Annotated in this window: 15 protein-coding genes; 13 read left to right on the top strand and 2 right to left on the bottom strand. The window is 39.7% G+C overall.

Annotated features, from left to right (window positions below):
- Positions 1 to 10: 10 nt before the first annotated feature.
- Positions 11 to 1,267, bottom strand: a complete 1,257-nt coding sequence (gene sstT / locus CDOM16188_RS06560; RefSeq protein ID WP_172200531.1) for a serine/threonine transporter SstT — start codon at positions 1,265 to 1,267, stop codon at positions 11 to 13.
- 144 nt (positions 1,268 to 1,411) lie between these two features.
- On the opposite strand from sstT, the gene metK reads away from it, so the two are divergent.
- Complete coding sequence (gene metK, locus CDOM16188_RS06555; protein WP_169942032.1) at positions 1,412 to 2,614, top strand: methionine adenosyltransferase; 1,203 nt, start codon at positions 1,412 to 1,414, stop codon at positions 2,612 to 2,614.
- A 134-nt stretch (positions 2,615 to 2,748) separates the two neighbouring features.
- Positions 2,749 to 3,348 carry a hypothetical protein gene (locus tag CDOM16188_RS06550; protein WP_172200528.1) on the top strand — a complete coding sequence of 200 codons (600 nt, stop codon included), beginning with the start codon at positions 2,749 to 2,751 and terminating at the stop codon, positions 3,346 to 3,348.
- 12 nt (positions 3,349 to 3,360) lie between these two features.
- On the opposite strand, the gene CDOM16188_RS06545 is transcribed toward CDOM16188_RS06550, so the two are convergent.
- Positions 3,361 to 4,662 carry an apolipoprotein N-acyltransferase gene (locus CDOM16188_RS06545; protein WP_172200525.1) on the bottom strand — a complete coding sequence of 434 codons (1,302 nt, stop codon included), beginning with the start codon at positions 4,660 to 4,662 and terminating at the stop codon, positions 3,361 to 3,363.
- Between CDOM16188_RS06545 and yajC the strand changes: the two genes are divergently transcribed.
- Genes yajC through CDOM16188_RS06490 form a run of 11 tightly spaced genes read left to right on the top strand, consistent with a single transcriptional unit; the run spans position 4,635 to position 18,034 of the window.
- Entirely contained in the window at positions 4,635 to 4,916 is a 282-nt protein-coding gene (gene yajC, locus CDOM16188_RS06540) for a preprotein translocase subunit YajC (RefSeq protein WP_172200522.1), read from the top strand. The two genes, CDOM16188_RS06545 and yajC, sit on opposite strands and share 28 nt — an antisense overlap.
- Positions 4,909 to 6,489, top strand: a complete 1,581-nt coding sequence (gene secD / locus CDOM16188_RS06535) for a protein translocase subunit SecD (protein ID WP_172200520.1) — start codon at positions 4,909 to 4,911, stop codon at positions 6,487 to 6,489. Before yajC ends, secD begins: the two co-directional genes overlap by 8 nt.
- A gap of 2 nt (positions 6,490 to 6,491) precedes the next feature.
- A complete protein-coding gene (secF, locus tag CDOM16188_RS06530) occupies positions 6,492 to 7,463 on the top strand; it encodes a protein translocase subunit SecF (RefSeq protein WP_172200518.1) in 972 nt (323 codons plus the stop codon).
- Positions 7,464 to 7,472: 9 nt separating this feature from the next.
- Positions 7,473 to 7,811 carry a DUF6394 family protein gene (locus CDOM16188_RS06525; RefSeq protein ID WP_169942044.1) on the top strand — a complete coding sequence of 113 codons (339 nt, stop codon included), beginning with the start codon at positions 7,473 to 7,475 and terminating at the stop codon, positions 7,809 to 7,811.
- 8 nt (positions 7,812 to 7,819) lie between these two features.
- Positions 7,820 to 10,285, top strand: coding sequence for a leucine--tRNA ligase (leuS, locus tag CDOM16188_RS06520; RefSeq protein ID WP_172200516.1), 2,466 nt, complete (start codon positions 7,820 to 7,822; stop codon positions 10,283 to 10,285).
- A gap of 2 nt (positions 10,286 to 10,287) precedes the next feature.
- Positions 10,288 to 10,824 (top strand): LPS assembly lipoprotein LptE, encoded by a 537-nt coding sequence (locus CDOM16188_RS06515; protein WP_172200514.1) that lies wholly within the window; start codon positions 10,288 to 10,290, stop codon positions 10,822 to 10,824.
- Positions 10,808 to 12,364, top strand: coding sequence for a GGDEF domain-containing protein (locus CDOM16188_RS06510; RefSeq protein ID WP_172200512.1), 1,557 nt, complete (start codon positions 10,808 to 10,810; stop codon positions 12,362 to 12,364). The genes CDOM16188_RS06515 and CDOM16188_RS06510 overlap by 17 nt, the downstream gene beginning before the upstream one ends.
- Positions 12,354 to 13,532, top strand: a complete 1,179-nt coding sequence (locus CDOM16188_RS06505; RefSeq protein WP_172200510.1) for a Mur ligase family protein — start codon at positions 12,354 to 12,356, stop codon at positions 13,530 to 13,532. The genes CDOM16188_RS06510 and CDOM16188_RS06505 overlap by 11 nt, the downstream gene beginning before the upstream one ends.
- Positions 13,522 to 16,470: a transcription-repair coupling factor gene (gene mfd, locus CDOM16188_RS06500; RefSeq protein WP_172200508.1), complete on the top strand. Its 2,949-nt coding sequence runs from the start codon at positions 13,522 to 13,524 to the stop codon at positions 16,468 to 16,470. Before CDOM16188_RS06505 ends, mfd begins: the two co-directional genes overlap by 11 nt.
- Positions 16,467 to 17,231 carry an ATP-binding protein gene (locus CDOM16188_RS06495; RefSeq protein ID WP_172200506.1) on the top strand — a complete coding sequence of 255 codons (765 nt, stop codon included), beginning with the start codon at positions 16,467 to 16,469 and terminating at the stop codon, positions 17,229 to 17,231. Before mfd ends, CDOM16188_RS06495 begins: the two co-directional genes overlap by 4 nt.
- Complete coding sequence (locus CDOM16188_RS06490; protein WP_172200503.1) at positions 17,228 to 18,034, top strand: TIGR00282 family metallophosphoesterase; 807 nt, start codon at positions 17,228 to 17,230, stop codon at positions 18,032 to 18,034. Before CDOM16188_RS06495 ends, CDOM16188_RS06490 begins: the two co-directional genes overlap by 4 nt.
- Positions 18,035 to 18,040: the final 6 nt, after the last annotated feature.

Here is an 18,040-nt window from a genome sequence, read left to right as displayed (position 1 = left end):
TATTAAATATTTATTCTGTAGTTTGTGAAGCGATAGCCGTAAATACAACGTCAGAAGAGCTGTTTACCGCTGTTTCAACCGAGTCTTGTATAACGCCGATGATAAATCCGATAGCAACAACTTGCATCGCAATATCGTTTGAAATTCCAAAAAGCGCGCAAGCAAGAGGCACAAGAAGAAGCGATCCGCCGGCAACACCTGATGCTCCGCAAGCACCAATAGCTGAAATGAAGCTAAGAAGTAAAGCATCACCAAAAGTTACCGTTATCTCAGGGATAGAATTTACTGCAGCAAGCGCAAGGATACTGATAGTAACGGCAGCTCCGGCCATATTTATAGTAGCTCCAAGCGGTATAGAGATAGAGTAAAGCTCCTCTTTAAGACCAAGCTTTTTGCAAAGTGCGATATTTACAGGGATGTTTGCAGCCGAGCTTCTTGTGAAAAACGCTGTTACAGCACTTTCTTTGATGCAAGTCATGATAAGAGGGAAAGGATTTTTCTTAGTTACTACAAAAGCTATAATCGGATTAACGATAAACGCAACTACAAGCATGGCTCCTACCAGAACGGCGATTAGCTTGAAGTAGCCTTTAAGAGCCTCAAATCCTGTTTCGTGTATGCTGATAGCAACAAGTCCAAAGATGCCAAAAGGTGCTAAACGAATAACAAATCTTACTATCTTAGTAACTCCCTCACTTACGTCTGAAAATACTTTTTTAGTCTCAGCCGAGCATCCTCTCATGGCTATACCGCCGCCAACAGCCCAAGCGATGATACCTATATAGTTGCCCGTAGCTATAGCCTGAAGAGGGTTTTGAACTATTTTAAACATAAGATCTTTTAAGACATCAACTACGTTTTGAGGTGCGCTCATGGCGGCACTCTCGACTCCTTTTAGCACAAGTTCGACAGGGAAAAGAAAACTGGCCGCAACCGCAACGCAAGCTGCTAAAAATGTACTAATAAGATATAAAACAACGACTTTTTGCATGCCTTTTGCGTTGCCAAAGTCTTTGGTTATTATCGAAGTTGCAACAAGAACGAAGATCAAGATAGGAGCAACTGCTTTTAAAGCGCCGACAAACAAGTTTCCAAGTATCGAGATGGAATTTACGATTTTATTAGCAAGTTCGGCAGATTCGCCGCCTGAAACAACTTGGGCATTACCCCAAAAGCCTATAACGGCGCCCAGAAGAATTCCGATTAGAATTTGAACGATTAGGTTTCCGTCGGCAAATTTTCTTGCCATATTGCAAACTGCACTCATGTGTTTACCTTAAATTTAAATTTGAAAAAGCCTAGTATAGCAAACAAACCTGAAATTTTAAACAAATTCTAAGCGATTAATATGGATTTTATTTTGAAATGTTACAATTTCAAAGTTTCAAAAATACCCATTTTAAGGAAAAATATGTATCTATTTACATCTGAAGTCGTAAGCCCGGGGCATCCCGATAAATGCGCAGATATCATAGCAGATAGCATCGTGGATACCATCTTGACTCAAGATCCAAACGGAAGAGTCGCAAGCGAGGTTTTTGTAGCGGGCAAAAACGTAATAATCGGCGGAGAGATAAATTCGAAAGTAAAATTAAGCTTTAAGGATTATGAAGCCATAGTCAAACATGCGCTAGCTAAAATAGGGTATGACGGCAAGTCAAATTTCACTAAAGAGCAGTGTTTGCACCCTGATGATATCGAAGTTAAGGTTTGCATTAATCAGCAAAGTAGCGATATCAATCAAGGAGTAGATCAAGCTAGCGGCGAGATAGGGGCAGGCGATCAGGGCATAATGTTTGGTTTTGCAAGTTGCGAAGCGAGCGAATACATGCCCGCAGCTATAACTTACGCAAGAATGCTTTGCGATAAAGTATATAAATTTGCCAAGGCAAATCCTGATAAGCTTGGAGTTGATATCAAAACTCAGGTTACGATTGATTACGGCACTAAGGATAACTTTGAAAATTGTAAGCCAGAAAGCATACATACCATAGTGGTTTCGGCTCCTTGCGTAGAGACAATGAAGATAGAAGAGCTTAGAGCTCTTGTGCAAGAACTTATAGATGGCTCAAATTTACCAAAAGAGCTTTACAAAAAAGAAAAAACGCTTATTTATATAAATCCTACAGGCAGATACGTAAATCACAGTTCTCTTCATGATAGTGGCTTAACAGGCAGAAAGCTTATCGTAGATAGCTTTGGCGGATACGCTCCGATAGGAGGCGGCGCTCAGAGCTCAAAAGACTATACGAAAGTTGATCGTAGCGGACTATATGCCGCTAGATGGATAGCTAAAAATATCGTTGCTGCAGGACTTGCTAAAAAGTGCATAGTGCAGCTAAGCTATGCTATAGGAGTTGCTAAGCCTACTTCCGTTAGTGTAGATACTATGGGAACGCATATAGAAGGCGTAAATGACGATAAATTATCTGCGTTTGTAAGCGAAAATTTCTCTTTGACTCCACGCTGGATAAAGGACAAATTCGGACTTGATAAACCCGGCAAAGATACGTTTTTATATGCAAAGGTAGCCGCAAAAGGACAAGTCGGAAATGCTAAATATCCTTGGGAGAAGCTTGACGCGATAGATACATTTAAAGCTTTGATTAAATAATTTTCGCAAGCCCGCTAAATTTAACGCGGGCTTAATTTACCCTCAAATTTAAGGCTTTGTATGAGAATTCGCCTAGCTTTGCATCTTAAATTTTACCTAAAAAACCGCGCGGCAAAATTTAAAGAGATTTAAAAATGCAAACGGCGATAAATCAAAACGGCAAAAGCAAGACGCTCAGACTCGTTTTACTTGGACTTTGCATTTTTTATTTTCTTTTGGCGCTAGGCATTTTTATTCTGCCTTTTGACGTGCTGTCGCACTCGTCTCTTGCGTTTTGGTTTGTGGAGGCTATGCTTGAAATTTATCCCGCCGTTGAGCGCGCCTTTACTCATACTGATTTTACGCAAAAAGCTGCATTTTATATCGCTTATATGGGGATCGTGAAAGTTGTCACGCTTACGGGTTTCGTTGCGGCTTGTTTGCTGTGTGGCAGTAAAGAAAATAAAGCTTGCGCGATAAAAGAAGTAAGAAAAGAAAATCCCGTAGTAAGAGTTTTTATTTCATTTTTTTGTATTTTGTGGGTTTGTTTTTTGACAAATAGGGATTTTACGGGTTATGATATCGGATATCGTAAGCCAAGAAACTCGCCCGGATACGAATGGATTTTGAAGTTTCCCGGTGAGCTGTTTTGGCAGATGATGTTTGATCTTATATTTTTAGCTATTGTGGCAGCTTGTATACTTTACGTAGCATTGCAAATTCAGCTACTTTTTCACAAGCGTAATAACGCCTGAATTTAGTAAAAATTACTTAAAAAATTTATCGAACAAGCCGCGTTTTGGCGTGATTATCTCAGATGGCGAGCCATTTACGCTGTGATAAATCGTTTTGTTGTATTTAGTTGAGTAGTATTTAAGCAAAAGGCGTTGTAAATTTGGCTCCGTTGAAGGCACGAACCAGCCGTTGTTTGTGATAGCTATCATTACGTCAAACTCACCCTTAAACAGCTCGTCTCGCGTAGCTTCATAGCAGATTGCATTGCGAATTTTAACTCCGTCTATCTCATAATCGCTAACCGAATTTGCGGTTTTAAAATCCTTACTACCGTCAAAAAAGAGCTTATTTATCAAATTTTTCATAAAATTTGGAAGCGGAATTTCTTCGCCGAAGGGTACTAGCACAAGTTTATCAAAGCGCTTCATTTCGCCTTTATCAAAGAAAAAAGTAGAGTTGTAGCTTTGAGAATTTTCGTAAGCAAGAGCGCCTGCGACGATAGCGATTTTTTGAGATTTCTCTTTAAGCTCGGCAGTTAAATTTCGCTCCTGCGTCATAAATGTCGGAAATACGCTTTCAGGCATAATTATGGCTCTTTTGCCCTCATTTATCGCCTCATCTATCATCTTTAAATTTTCATTTATAAACTCGTTTTTAAGTGATTTTTCCCATTTTAAAGCTTGAGGGACATTTGTGGCTGTAAGAGCTACTTCAAAAGGTAAAATTTTAGCTTTAGCATCATCATACTGAACAGCAAAAAGTAAAAGCGTGATGAAAGCTAAAAATTTAAGCTTGGTTTTTATGTAAAACAGCGATAAAATCGCAACAAATACAAAAACAAGCCCGTATAAATTCGGCTTAAAAATTCCAACAACAAATATCGCCTCAAAATTTAGCCAGTTGAAATTAAACGGATGCAAATTTGAAATTAAAATAAGCAAGATCGCTTTAAGCCAAATTTGATTAGGAATTCCTGCGATAAAAAACATAATTGCATACACGATACCGATAAATAAAATTTCAATCGGGATTAGGTAGCCAAAGTCGTAATAAATAAGGCTAAAACTGATCCAATAAAACCACAAAATTCCTACGAAAAATCCTGTCGTAAAAAACTCATAGCGATTGAAGTTAAAAAGTAGGTAAAAGCCCAAAATAGCAAGAAACGGCGAGATGAAATTTAGCACTTCAGAATCAAAAAGCGAAAGAAATATAAAATTTGATATCAAAAATGCACTAAAAAAGGCTTTTCTTATAATTTTAGTGCTAAAATATTTGATTAAAAAATTTTTTACTAAGGAATACAATGCAAGAAGGCAATTTTTTAGCTTCATTACTACCTCTGATCGTGCTTTTCGCGATTTTTTACTTTTTGGTTATCAGACCGCAGCAAAAACAGCAAAAAGAGCATCAAAAGATGCTTTCAGCCCTAGAAAAGGGCGATAAGATCATCACTGCGGGCGGACTTTATTGTGAAGTCATAAAACCTGAAGACGATTTTATCAAAGTTAAACTTAATGACGATGTAATAGTGCGCATAGGACGCGAGTTTGTCGCTAGAAAAATCGAGACCAAAGTCAATGCGTAGCGCAAAGGTAACGTATAGGCTCGTTATATTTATCATCGCTTTAGTTTTAGGTATAGGCTTTTCCGCACCTTCGTTTTTTAAGGATATGAGCGGAGCTAAGATTAGCCTCGGGCTTGATCTTCAGGGCGGACTTCATATGCTACTTGGCGTAGAGACCGAGGAGGCGATACACTCTAAAGTGAAATCAATCGCTTCAAGCATTAACTACTATGCAGGCAAAGAAGATATCCTGATAGATAACTTCAAAATTCGCCAAGATTATGTAAATTTTGAGCTTTTAGATAGCGATGATCAGCGCAAGATAGATGACATGCTTAAGGAAATAAAAGGGCTTGATGTAACCAAAGAAGCCCTCAAATACACCATAAGGCTAAGTGATAGCGAAAAGGCTGAAACGATAGAGTATGCCATAAATCAAGCTGTTGAAACCATAAGAAACAGGCTTGATCAGTTTGGTTTAGCAGAACCTACCGTGGCAAGACAAGGCGAAGAAAAGATACTTGTAGAGCTTCCGGGCGTAAAAACACAAGCGGACGAGCAACGCGCTAGAGAGCTAATCGCAAAAGCGGCGCATTTGCAACTGATGGCTCTTGATGAGAAAAGACAACCTCAAGCAAATACTCTAAGTGCTGCAGAGGCCGAAAGCTACGGTAGTATCGTTTATCCTGACGTTAAAAATGAGCAACAAAAATACGTAGTAAAAAATATCCCCGTTCTTGACGGCTCTATGCTAACTGACGCCAGAGTGGCTTTTGATCAGCGCACGAACGCTCCCGTGATCAGCTTTACGCTAAATGCAGAAGGTGCTAGAATTTTTGGTGATTTTACGGGTGCAAATGTCGGCAAGCGTCTTGCTATAGTGCTTGACGGCAAGGTTTATTCCGCACCTGTCATAAATGAGCGCATAGGCGGAGGAAACGGACAGATAAGTGGCGGATTTAGCGTAGAAGAAGCTCATGACGTGGCTATCGCTCTTAGAAGCGGTGCGCTTTTGGCTCCTGTAAAGATGCTTGAAAAAAGGAGCATCGGGCCAAGTTTGGGCGCTGATAGCATTAATCAAAGCATGACGGCTCTTGCAAGCGCAGGAGTGCTTGTAGTGCTATTTATGATAGTTTATTACGGATTTGCGGGAATTTTGGCAAATTTTGCTCTGATCGCAAATATCTTGATACTTGTTGCTGTTATGGCCATGTTTGGTGCCACTTTAACCCTGCCTGGCATGGCGGGCGTGGTTTTAACCATAGGTATGGCGGTTGACGCAAACGTAATTATAAACGAGCGTATAAGGGAATTTTTACGAGACGGGCACGGTATAGCGGCAAGCGTCAAAAAGGGCTATGAAAATGCCATGAGCGCGATAATAGACGCAAATTTAACCACCCTCATAACATCTGCAGTTCTTTACGCATACGGCACGGGTCCCGTTAAGGGGTTTGCCGTAACTATGAGTATAGGTATCCTAGCTTCCATGCTTACCGCCATACTCGGCACTCGCGGAATGTTTGACGCGCTTATGAATAGGATAGAAAAAAGTGGCAATACGCAAATTTGGTTTGGTTACAAGAGAGGATAATAATGCAAATTTTTTCAAAAGCACATGTTTATGATTTTATGGGCAAGCGTTATATCGCTCTTGCGTTTTCCGCTATCTTGTTTTTCGGTTCGATTTTTTTGCTTGTTACCAAGGGGCTAAATTACGGTATTGATTTTTCCGGCGGAACGCTTATACAAGTAAAATATGAAAACAAAGCGCCTCTTGATAAGATTAGGGCCGCACTTGCTACCGATGAGACGTTTAAAAACGCTTCGGTTACCGAATTCGGCTCTGACAGTGAAGTTGTTATTAGATTTTCGTCTTCAAATTCAAGTATCGGAAGCGACGTGGGCGCTAGTGTAGGCGAGCTTATTAAAGATACGGGCAAATTTGAAATTCGCCGTGTAGATGTCGTAGGACCAAAGGTAGGAAGCGAGCTTAGACAAAAGGGAATGATGGCTATCGGCATATCTCTTGTGGGAATTTTACTATATATAGCATTTAGGTTTGAGTGGAGATTTGCCATGGCGGCTATCGCTTCTGAAATTCACGACGTTGTAATTACTCTTGGAGCCATTAGTCTTTTTGGCATAGATGTGAATTTAGACACTCTTGCGGCTATTCTTACGGTGGTTGGATATTCGCTAAATGATACTATTATCATATTTGACCGCATTAGAGAGGGTATTCAAACCAGCAAGAACTCCGATCTTGACGTTATCATCAACGAATCGGTTTCCGCAACTCTTTCAAGGACTATATTAACCTCAGGAACGACTTTGGTTGTCGTTGTTATATTATTCCTTTATGGCGGCGACATGATAAACGGCTTTGCCTTAGCGCTTATAGTGGGAATTTTAGCAGGTACTATCAGCTCTATTTATATCGCTTCTCCTATACTTCTTTGGTTTAAATTTAGCGTAGATAACTATAGAGCCAAAGAGGCTGAAAAGATGAAAGCAAGAAAAGAGCGAGAGCGACATAGGGCTATGTTTGAAAAAGGCGTTGTGTAAGGAGGATTTATGAACTGGGGAAAAGTTGTTTATATATTTTTCGCGCTGATGAGTCTAACGACTACGGCGGGCTTTTTGTATGATAAAAACGAGATAGCGCTATTTGTAGCGGCAAGCGTAAATTTAGTCTCTACATTGCTTAAAATCGGTGTAAAAAATGTCTTATCAGCCGAGCTGTTCGCTAGTTCGCTTGTGGCTGATTTGCACCTTATACCTGCGTTTGTAGTGCTTCAAACAACAGGAAATATGACCGTTGTTTATTCGCTTGCAATCGGCGCTGCTATCGCAAACTTTTTTTCACTTTCGCTTGTTTTAGTTGAAGCAAGTAAGACTCAAGAAGAATTTTAGGAGATAAAATGGCTGAAAATTTGAAGTATGACGCCTTAAAAATTGAGAAAAAATGGCAAGAAATTTGGTTGAAAGATGAAGAATTTGAGCCAAAGGATGATTATAGCTTGCCTAAAAAATATATATTAAGCATGTTTCCATACCCGAGCGGACGTATCCACATGGGGCACGTAAGAAACTACTCAATAGGCGACGTACTGGCAAGATATTATAGAAAGCAAGGCTATAACGTGCTTCATCCGATAGGATTTGACAGCTTTGGCATGCCTGCCGAAAATGCGGCTATACAGCATAAAATTCATCCTAAAATTTGGACTTATGAAAATATCGATTATATGAGAAAAGAGCTTTACTCTCTTGGATTTTCATTTTCTAAAAACCGTGAATTTGCATCGTCTGATCCGCTTTACACCAAATACGAGCAGGAATTTTTCATCAAAATGTATGAAAAGGGACTTGTTTACCGCAAGAATGCCGTGGTGAATTGGTGTGAGCACGATCAAACCGTTCTTGCAAACGAGCAGGTTGAGGATGGCTGCTGCTGGAGATGCGGAAATAGCGTCATCCAACGTGAGTTGCCGGGGTATTATCTAAAGATAACCGATTATGCCGAGGAGCTTTTGGCCGATCTTGAAAAATTAAAAGATAAGTGGCCAAATCAAGTAATCACCATGCAGGAAAACTGGATCGGAAAGAGCTTTGGTCTAGAGTTTAAATTTAGCCTTGATGAGGCTTCAAAAGATCTTTTGGGTGGAGAAATTCAAGGATTTGAGGTTTTTACTACTCGTCCCGATACGATTTACGGAGTTAGCTATACTGCACTTGCTCCTGAACACAAGATAGTTAAAAAGCTGCTTGAGAGCGGAAATTTAAGCGATGAGGCAAATGAGAAAATAAAATCGATGCTAAATCAAAGCCCAAGAGAGCGCCAAGCAAGCGAAAAAGACGGTGTCTTTTTAGGAATTTACGTAATTCATCCTTTAACGGGCGATAAAGTGCCTGTTTGGGTGGCGAATTTTGTTTTGGCTGACTATGGAAGCGGGGCCGTTATGGCGGTTCCTGCGCATGATGAGAGAGATTTTGAATTCGCTAGTAAATTTAGCTTGCCTATTAAATGGGTAATTAAGCCTATTGATAGCGAAGCGGACAGCTCAAAAGCATTTATTGAAAGTGGAATTTGTATAAATTCGCCACTTATAAATGGGCTAAATAACGAAGAAGCAAAGCTTAAGATCATAGAAAAATTTGAGAGCGAAAAGATCGGAAAAAGAGTTGTAAATTTTAAAATTCGCGACTGGGGAATTTCTCGCCAAAGATATTGGGGTGCGCCTATTCCTATGATTCATTGCGATAAATGCGGCGTAGTTTGTGAAGATATAAAAAATCTGCCTGTTACTCTGCCTGATGATGTTGAGATAACGGGTGAAGGCAATCCTCTTGATAAACATCCAAGCTGGAAACATACCAAGTGTCCAAAATGCGGCAGCGATGCAATTCGTGAGACCGATACTATGGATACGTTTTTTGAGAGCAGCTGGTATTTCGCCAGATATGCAAGTGATCATAAGACTTGGAATGAAAAAGCCTTTGATGAAAAGAGCGTAAATTACTGGATGAACGTCGATCAGTATATCGGCGGGATAGAGCATGCGATACTACATCTTTTATATGCGAGATTTTTCCAAAAGGCGCTCAGAGATCTTGGGTATTTGCGTGATGATGAGCCTTTTGAAAGACTGCTTACTCAAGGAATGGTGCTAAAAGACGGTAAAAAGATGAGTAAAAGCAAAGGCAATGTAGTAGATCCTGACGATATCATTAAAAACTACGGAGCCGATACCGCAAGGCTGTTTATAATATTTGCCGCACCTCCTCAAAAAGAGCTTGAATGGAACGATAGCGCAGTTGAAGGTGCGTTTAGATTTTTAAATAGGCTTTATGATAAAGCAGGAAGCGTTAAAAAGTGCTCTAAAATTCCCGAAATTAATCACTCTGAACTTAATAAAGAAGAAAAATACGCTCGCGCGAAAGTCTATGAGGCACTTAAGAAATCTCAAGAGGTATATACTCAAAGCTTTACTTTTAATACACTCATAGCTGCGTGCATGGAGGCTTTAAACGCGGTAAACGCGCAAAACAACGAAGATGTAACTACTGAAGCGTTTTTTATCATACTAAATTTGCTTGAGCCGATCGTGCCTCATATCGCAAACGAGTTAAGCCAAAATTTATTTAACAAAGCAAATTTTGGCACTATTGAGATAAAAGAAGAGGTGTTTGAAAAAGATAGCCTAAATTTAGCCATTACGGTAAATGGTAAAAGAAGAGGCGAGGTTGAAGTGCCAAGCAACGCTAGCGAGGCTGAAATTTTAAAATCGGCCAAAGAAGCCGTATCTAAATGGCTTGAAGGAAAAGAGCTTGTAAAAGAAATTTATGTGCAAGGAAAGCTTGTAAATTTGGTGGTAAAAGGTTAGATATGAGATTTGTAGCCGCAATTTTTATCGCTGTTTTTTTAATCGGGTGCGGATATAAGCCTGTTTCAAAGATAGCTAACGAGATAATGGATGAGAGTGTGTATGTAGATGTGCTCATCGATAAATCAGAGCCTAAAAATAGCGTCTGGATAAAAGACAGCGTAAAAGAGGGCATCGTATCAAGGCTGAATAGAAATTTAAGCGACGATAAAAATGCGGGCACAACTATAAACGTAAGTATCAGATCTATGAATTTTCAAGCACTTCTTTATGATGAGGACGGGTATGTTTCGCTTTATAAGGCGGTGTTAAATTTGGAGTTTGATACGAAATTTAAAAACGGCAAAAGCTACAAGATAGTTACCAGTGGAGAGCATGACTTTAGTATATCAAGGAAGATTAAAGACGTTCGTTATGCAGATAGCGTTATCAGCGAGACAGATAAGTATAACGCTATAAAAGCAGCTTCGCAAGAGGCCTTTGATGAATACATAGCTACTCTTGCCGTTAAGGGATTTAAAGATGTCAACAAAGATTAATCAGATAATTAGAGATACCATAGGAGCTATGAAGGATAGAAATTTAATCCTAACTCCTGATAACTATGCTGAAACATTTTGCGAGATAGCCAAGAAAAACGGTGTAGTAGTGCCTGATTGCCAGAAACTTGATAAGTATATCTCAAGGCTAAATTCAGACTTGCAAGAGCAGCTTAAAAGCAAAAAAGTTAAAAATTTAGACGAGCTTTTTGCATTTCTTAGCGCTAGGCTAAACGCAGCAGGTTCAAACGACTCGTTAAAGCTTGTTAATGCTCTATCTTTAATGAGTAAAAGAATTCTCCAAGCCACTGCCGCGCTTCATAACAAAGAAGCTAGGAAGTTATCTGACATGAGCATAGAGGCGCTTAATCGCAAGCTTGATGTGGCTACGGTAGAAAAAGTTAAAGACAAATGGTTTGAGTTTTTGACGAATTATGACGATTCGTTTTTTAACAGACTTAATAGCTATGGAGTTAAAAATTATGACGATATACAAAGCCTTATCATAGATCTTGATAACTCGCTTATGAGATCGCACGATAGCTCTTATGTCTGCCAAAAGATGATACCTCTTATAGCTTTAATGCTAACTCCTTCGATATCAGATCAGATGGATAGTGAAATTAGCGCCTTTGAGCTAAATTTAAAAAGCGATCCGAAATCTATTGAGCAAGAGAGTGTAAAAGCCGAGATACAAAAACTTGTTAAAAAGCGTATAGAGCTTGATAAGGCGGAAATTTCAAGCAAGGTTTCGGCGCTAAACGAAGTGCTTGAGAGTATCAATATACGTGTTACAAATCTCATGGGTAGCTCCACCATAAGCTCAACCAAGATGCAAAGCATCAAAAGAGACTTAAGCGAGATAAATTTAAAGCAAGATAGTTTTGAGGGTATTAGAAATAAGCTTATGAGCATAGCCGATATGCTTGATAGCGAGACTAGAGAGCTTGGTAATCAGATGAGCTCCAATCAAAAAACCATCAAAGAGCTTCAAGATAGGGTAAATCGACTTGAGGGCGAACTTGAGAACGTAAAAGCCGAGAGTAAGGAGGATTTCTTAACTAAAACGGCGACTAGAAGAGCTCTCATGGAAGAGCTTGATCGCAATGAAGAGGTTTATAAAAGATTTGGTACGGATTATTCGATATGCTTTTTTGATATTGATCATTTTAAGAGGATTAATGATACTTACGGGCATGAGGCGGGCGATGTAATTATATCAAGCGTAGGCAAGATGCTTAGAAAATACTCCCGCCAAATAGATATAGTAGGAAGATACGGCGGAGAGGAATTTGTAGTAATGCTTCCTCAAACTCCACCTGCAAACAGCGTTAAATTTGCAAATAAAATTCGCAAAATAATCCAAAGCTCTAAATTTATGTATAAAGATGAACGCATTAATGTAACTATAAGCTGCGGAGTTGCGGTAAGAAGTGAAAATAACGATCTGGCTTCCACTCTTGAAACGGCGGATAAAATGCTTTACTCAGCAAAACAATCAGGCAGAAATATGGTAATGCCAAAATCCAATGAAGCTTGATAAATTTTTAAGCCAAAAGCCGCTTTTTTATAAAGAGATCGACTATACTCGCATGCCGCGTGCATGGGAAAGTATAAAAGATAGCCTAAATCCCTTTAAGATAATACATATAATAGGTACAAACGGTAAGGGCTCAACAGGAAGGTTTTTAGCTCAAATTCTGCATCTTCAAGGCAAGAGCGTGGGGCATTACACAAGCCCTCATATATTTGAATTTCGAGAAAGATTTTGGCTAAACGGAGATGTCGTTTCCGCAGATGTTTTAGAGGCTGCGCATAAGCGTTTGCAGGCTATGCTAAGCGATGAATTTAAGATAAAAACCAGCTATTTTGAATACGCCACCTTACTTGCTGCGGTGCTATTTCATGAATGTGATTTTTTTATTTGCGAAGCCGGGATGGGAGGCGAGCTTGATGCGACAAACGTCTATGAGAAGCTATTTAACATCTTCACTCCTATCGGACTTGATCATGTAGGCGTTCTTGGAAATAATATCGAAGAGATATCAACTACTAAATTTAATGCCTTAGAGTATGATGCCAAAGCTCTTTTAAGCGACAGTATGGATAAAAAAAGCGTTAAGATACTAAATCAAATCGCACAAAAAAAGAGCGCTTCGGTAAAATTTGCAAGTGAAATTTTAAATGAAGCCGACAAAGAAGCCATAGCTGAATATGCCTTGAAATTTAGCCTGCCTGAGTTTTTAGCTTCGAATTTGACATTAGCAGGAGCTGCCAGTAAGGCGCTTTTGGGTAAATTTGAGATATCTGATTTAGATGAGTTAAATTTGCACGGAAGATGCGAAAGGATAGCTTCAAATGTCTGGGTTGACGTAGGACACAACGAACTTGCGGCGTTTGCTATAGCTAAAAAATTTCGAGGCAAGAAGCTAACTCTGATCTATAACTCATTTGCTGATAAGGATTTTAAAGCGGTTTTAAAGGCGTTAAAGCCTATCATAAAAGATGTCTTAATCTACGAATACGAAAGCCCCGAAAGAGAGCTTGCGACAAATCAGATAAAGCTAGTGCTTGATGATATGGGCGTTGCTTATGATGAATTTAAGGGGTTAAAATTTACGGAGTCGCAAAAAAGTAAAGAGAGATACTTGGCCTTTGGCTCATTTTTCTTAGTTGAAGCCTTTTTAAGGCAGTTTGATGCAAGCTAGGATATATGAATATCTTTTAAAACCAAATGAAGCCCAGATTATCGTTTGTGAAGACGATAAGGAGGCTTTGCTTATTGAAAATGCGGTTAAATTTGCAGGCGTTTGTCCGTTTAGCTTGCCTGATTTTAGAGCGCATTTTGGTGATGATCTACGCTCTTTTAGCGCAGAGCTTTACGAGCTTTCGGCTAAGCTTTCTAAATTTTACGAATTTGAGGGCAAAAAGCTTCTTATAGCTCCTATTTCAACTATCTTAAACAAACTTCCCGGTAAAAAACATCTACAAAAAATTACTCTGAAATTTGGCGATAAGTTAAACTTAAACGATCTAACCGACGAGCTTATGCGCTTTGGTTACGAGCCTGTGGATATCGTTGAGAGCGAGGGCGAGTTTTGCTTGCGCGGAGATATCATTGATATATTTTGCATAGGAAGCGATGAACCTCATAGAATTTTGCTTTTTGATGACGAGATAGAAAGCATCAGAAACTACTCTACAAGCACTCAAATTTCAAACAAAACCGAACTTGAAAGCGTTGAAATTTCACCATTTATCGCAGCGCTTAGCAAGGATGAATTTGAAAAAGCAAGTCAAAAAGCGCAGCAGCTAAAAAGCGAGGCTCTGATAAATGACCTTAATTCGCTTGGTTTTTGGGCGATTGATGGTTTTATAGACTATAGCAAGGAGTTTAAGACCGTCCTTGCAAAAGAGTTTAAATTCGAGGATTTTGATAGGGATACGAGCGCTCTTCATTATTTGCCCGTGATTCCTGAAGCAAAAATTTACAAAGACCTGTCCGTAACGCCTAATAAGGACTTTTTTGAACTTAACGCCAATAAAAATATCAAGGTCATAGCCCGAAACGACGGGCTTTTTAACTCGTTAAATTTAAGCGAATATAAAAATATAGAATTTATTAAAAGCGACGTTGTCGTAAATTTAACTTCCGGTAACGAAATCATCGTTTCGCTTAATAAATTTGAAAAGAAGCGCCGCGTTAAGCGTGCAAGTTTAGTGATCGACGAACTAAAGATAAATGACTACGTCGTGCATGAAGAGTATGGTATAGGTCGATTTGCGGGACTTGAGAAGATAACCGTGCTAGGAAGCATGCGTGAATTCGTAGTTATCGTTTATCAAAACGACGACAAGCTTCTTTTGCCTGTCGAAAATATAAATTTAATCGATCGCTATATAGCTCAAAGCGGCTGTATAGCGGCACTTGATAGGCTTGGTAAGGCTAGCTTTGCCAAGATAAAAGAGAAGGTTCGTCAAAAGCTATTTATAATCGCTTCCAAGATCATCGAACTTGCCGCTAAAAGAGAGCTGATTCGTGCCGAAATCATACAAAAAGATGATGCCGAATACTTAAATTTCTTGCAAAATGCGGGCTTTGATTATACGATTGATCAAGAAAAGGCCGCAAGCGAAATTTCAAAAGATCTTGCAAGCGGTAAGGTTATGGATAGGCTTTTAAGCGGAGATGTTGGCTTTGGCAAGACTGAAATCGCGATGAATGCGATATTTAAATGCGTTAAATCAGGATTTCAGGCGCTATTTTTCGTGCCTACGACGTTGCTTTCGGCTCAGCATTTTAAGAGCTTAAAAGACAGGTTTGACAAATTTGAAATTCCGGTTTTTAGACTTGATAGATTTAGTTCGGCAAAAGAAAAATCAGCCGTTAAAAGAGCGCTTGAGGAGGGGCTTGCTTGCGTTTGCGTGGGAACTCATTCGCTTTTGGGGCTAAAGGCTCGTAATTTAGGCATTATTGTAATTGACGAAGAGCATAAATTCGGCGTTAAGCAAAAAGAGAAGTTAAAAGAAATTTCAAGTAACTCGCATATCCTTTCAATGAGCGCGACACCTATCCCAAGAAGCCTAAATATGGCGCTTAGCAACGTAAAAAGCTATAGCGTGCTTCAAACTCCGCCAAGCTCTCGTTTAGACGTGAGAACGAGCGTAAGGGAGTGGGACGAAAAAGTGATTAAAGAGGCGATTTTGCGGGAGTTAAGAAGAGGTGGGCAAATTTTTTATATCCACAATCACATCGCCACTATGGATCAGGCAAAAAGGCAGATTAAGAAAATTTTGCCAAATTTGCGCATCCTCATACTTCATTCAAAGATAGATGCAAATACCACAGAAGACGAGATGATGAAATTTAAAGCGGGCGAATACGACATCTTGCTTTGCACAAGCATTGTTGAAAGCGGAATTCACCTGCCAAACGTAAATACGATAATCATAGAAAATGCGAACAAATTCGGTATGGCGGATCTTCATCAGCTAAGAGGCCGCGTGGGTAGAAGCGACAAGCAGGCGTATTGTTATTTCTTGGTTGAGGATAGAAGCGAGCTTACGCCAGAGGCATTAAAGCGGCTTGTCGCACTTGAGAGCAATTCATTTTTAGGCTCGGGTTCCGTACTTGCTTATCATGATTTAGAGATTAGAGGCGGAGGAAATTTAATCGGAGAGGCTCAAAGCGGGCATATCGAGGCTATCGGGTATTCGCTTTATATTAAAATGCTTGAAGACGAGATAAATAAGCTTTTAAACAAAGAGAATTTCAAGAGTAAAAAAGTTGATCTCAAGCTCAGTATAAACGCATTTTTAAATCAAGATTTTATCCGTGAAGACAGGCTTCGTCTCGAGCTTTACCGCCGTCTTAGCAAGTGCGAAGAGGTAAGCGAAGTGCATGCCATAGAGGGCGAGCTTGAGGATAGATTCGGAAAGATTGACATTTATACCAAGCAGTTTTTATCACTCATAATAATTAAAATTTTAGCCGTAAAAGCTGGCTTTAAGCTTATCTCAAACAGCGGTCAAAACATCGTTCTTACAAATTTAAACGACGAGAAAACGGTTTTAAAATCAAAAAGCAAAGATGATGACGATATAATAGATGAAATTTTAATCCATCTAAGAAAGGCGTCAAGATGATTGATTGGAGCTTGAGTCACGCTGCTGTTTTTAGGCGTAGGATAGGGGCTTTAAGGGCTGTGCATGAGATTGATTTTGTTGAGCTTGATAACCTTGTCGGCATGGAAAGACAAAAAGAACAACTAATCGCCAACACGCAAAATTTCATTGACGGTAAAGAGGCTAATAACGCTATATTGTGGGGTGCAAGAGGGTGTGGCAAGAGCAGCTTGGTTAAGGCTGTTTTTACTAAATTTCATAACGAGGGTTTAAGACTTATAGAGCTTAGAAGCGATGAACTTGAATTTATCGTTGATATCATCGATGAGGTTCGCAGAAGCAATTATAAATTTATTATTTACTGCGATGATCTAAGCTTTGAAGCGGGAGATACTAACTATAAATTTTTAAAGCCGATTTTAGAAGGCTCGATAGAAAAAGCTCCTAAAAATGTGCTTATATACGCCACTTCAAATCGCCGTCATCTAATCAGCGAGCTAAAAAGCGACAACGAAGGCACAAGCGTAACTAGCGACGAGATCCACTATGCAGAAAGTGTGGATGAGAAAATTTCGCTATCTGATCGCTTCGGTCTTTGGATAAGTTTCTATCAGGGAAGCTTTGCCGAGTATCTTAAGATCGTGGATTTTTATTTTAAAGACTACACGGGCGATAGGCAGATGCTTCACGAGCTTGCTAAAAACTACTCCGCGCTTAGGGCTAGCAGGTCAGGGCGAACCGCAAAGCAGTTTTATCTATCTTATAAAGAGAAGCTTTTGTGAGAGCGGGATTTATAGGCGATATCGTAGGGCGAGCGGGTCGTAAGATTGTGGCTGAAAACGTTAAAAAGATGCGGGATAAATTTGAGCTTGATTTTGTCATCGCAAACTGCGAAAATGCAAGCGGTGGCTTTGGACTAAGCGCTCAAAACGCAGCCGAACTCCTTGAGTGCGGAATAGACGCGATAACGGGAGGTAACCATAGCTTTGATAAAAAAGAGATTTCTTCGCTTATGGACAGCTTGCCGATCATTCGTCCGTATAACCACTTCGCAGGCACTGCCGGCAAAGGCGTGATAAATTTAAAAAGAGGCGAAGCAAGCCTGAGTGTCATAAATTTAATGGGGCATTACGCTATGCCCCATACGAATAACGCCTTTTTAGAGGTGCAAAACGCTCTAAAAGAGTGCGAGAGCCAAAATATACTTATTGATTTTCACGCGGAAGCCACGAGTGAGAAAAATGCGATATTTGGCTATCTAAACGGACAAGTTAGCGCGATATTTGGCACGCATACTCACGTAGGCACTGATGATTTGCAAATTTTAAATCATACCGCTTATGCAAGCGATGTGGGTTTAAGCGGAGCCTTTGACGGAGTTATCGGTATGGACAAAGAAGCGCCTATTAAGACGTTTTTAACGGGCTTTAAGCACTCTTTTAAGGTAAATGAAAAGTGCAGGCGGATCTTTCAAATGATAGTTTTTGAGTGCGAAGAGGGCAGGTGTATAGACGCTTTTAAAGTTAGAGTCATAGACGACATAGAAGATATGCAAGTGCAAAACGCACTTAAATTTGATAGATAGGTTGAA

It is taken from the genome of Campylobacter sp. RM16188, assembly GCF_012978795.1.
Taxonomy (GTDB): domain Bacteria; phylum Campylobacterota; class Campylobacteria; order Campylobacterales; family Campylobacteraceae; genus Campylobacter_A; species Campylobacter_A canis.
Note: the sequence above shows the minus strand (reverse complement) of the source record. Positions and strands in the feature narration are given on the sequence as shown.

Excerpts from the sequence above, each read along its gene's own strand:
- sstT (WP_172200531.1), bottom strand. The coding sequence starts at position 1,267 with ATGAGTGCAGTTTGCAATATGGCAAGAAAATTTGCCGACGGAAACCTA.
- metK (WP_169942032.1), top strand. The coding sequence starts at position 1,412 with ATGTATCTATTTACATCTGAAGTCGTAAGCCCGGGGCATCCCGATAAA.
- CDOM16188_RS06550 (WP_172200528.1), top strand. The coding sequence starts at position 2,749 with ATGCAAACGGCGATAAATCAAAACGGCAAAAGCAAGACGCTCAGACTC.
- yajC (WP_172200522.1), top strand. The coding sequence starts at position 4,635 with ATGCAAGAAGGCAATTTTTTAGCTTCATTACTACCTCTGATCGTGCTT.
- CDOM16188_RS06545 (WP_172200525.1), bottom strand. The coding sequence starts at position 4,662 with ATGAAGCTAAAAAATTGCCTTCTTGCATTGTATTCCTTAGTAAAAAAT.
- secD (WP_172200520.1), top strand. The coding sequence starts at position 4,909 with ATGCGTAGCGCAAAGGTAACGTATAGGCTCGTTATATTTATCATCGCT.
- secF (WP_172200518.1), top strand. The coding sequence starts at position 6,492 with ATGCAAATTTTTTCAAAAGCACATGTTTATGATTTTATGGGCAAGCGT.
- CDOM16188_RS06525 (WP_169942044.1), top strand. The coding sequence starts at position 7,473 with ATGAACTGGGGAAAAGTTGTTTATATATTTTTCGCGCTGATGAGTCTA.
- leuS (WP_172200516.1), top strand. The coding sequence starts at position 7,820 with ATGGCTGAAAATTTGAAGTATGACGCCTTAAAAATTGAGAAAAAATGG.
- CDOM16188_RS06515 (WP_172200514.1), top strand. The coding sequence starts at position 10,288 with ATGAGATTTGTAGCCGCAATTTTTATCGCTGTTTTTTTAATCGGGTGC.
- CDOM16188_RS06510 (WP_172200512.1), top strand. The coding sequence starts at position 10,808 with ATGTCAACAAAGATTAATCAGATAATTAGAGATACCATAGGAGCTATG.
- CDOM16188_RS06505 (WP_172200510.1), top strand. The coding sequence starts at position 12,354 with ATGAAGCTTGATAAATTTTTAAGCCAAAAGCCGCTTTTTTATAAAGAG.
- mfd (WP_172200508.1), top strand. The coding sequence starts at position 13,522 with ATGCAAGCTAGGATATATGAATATCTTTTAAAACCAAATGAAGCCCAG.
- CDOM16188_RS06495 (WP_172200506.1), top strand. The coding sequence starts at position 16,467 with ATGATTGATTGGAGCTTGAGTCACGCTGCTGTTTTTAGGCGTAGGATA.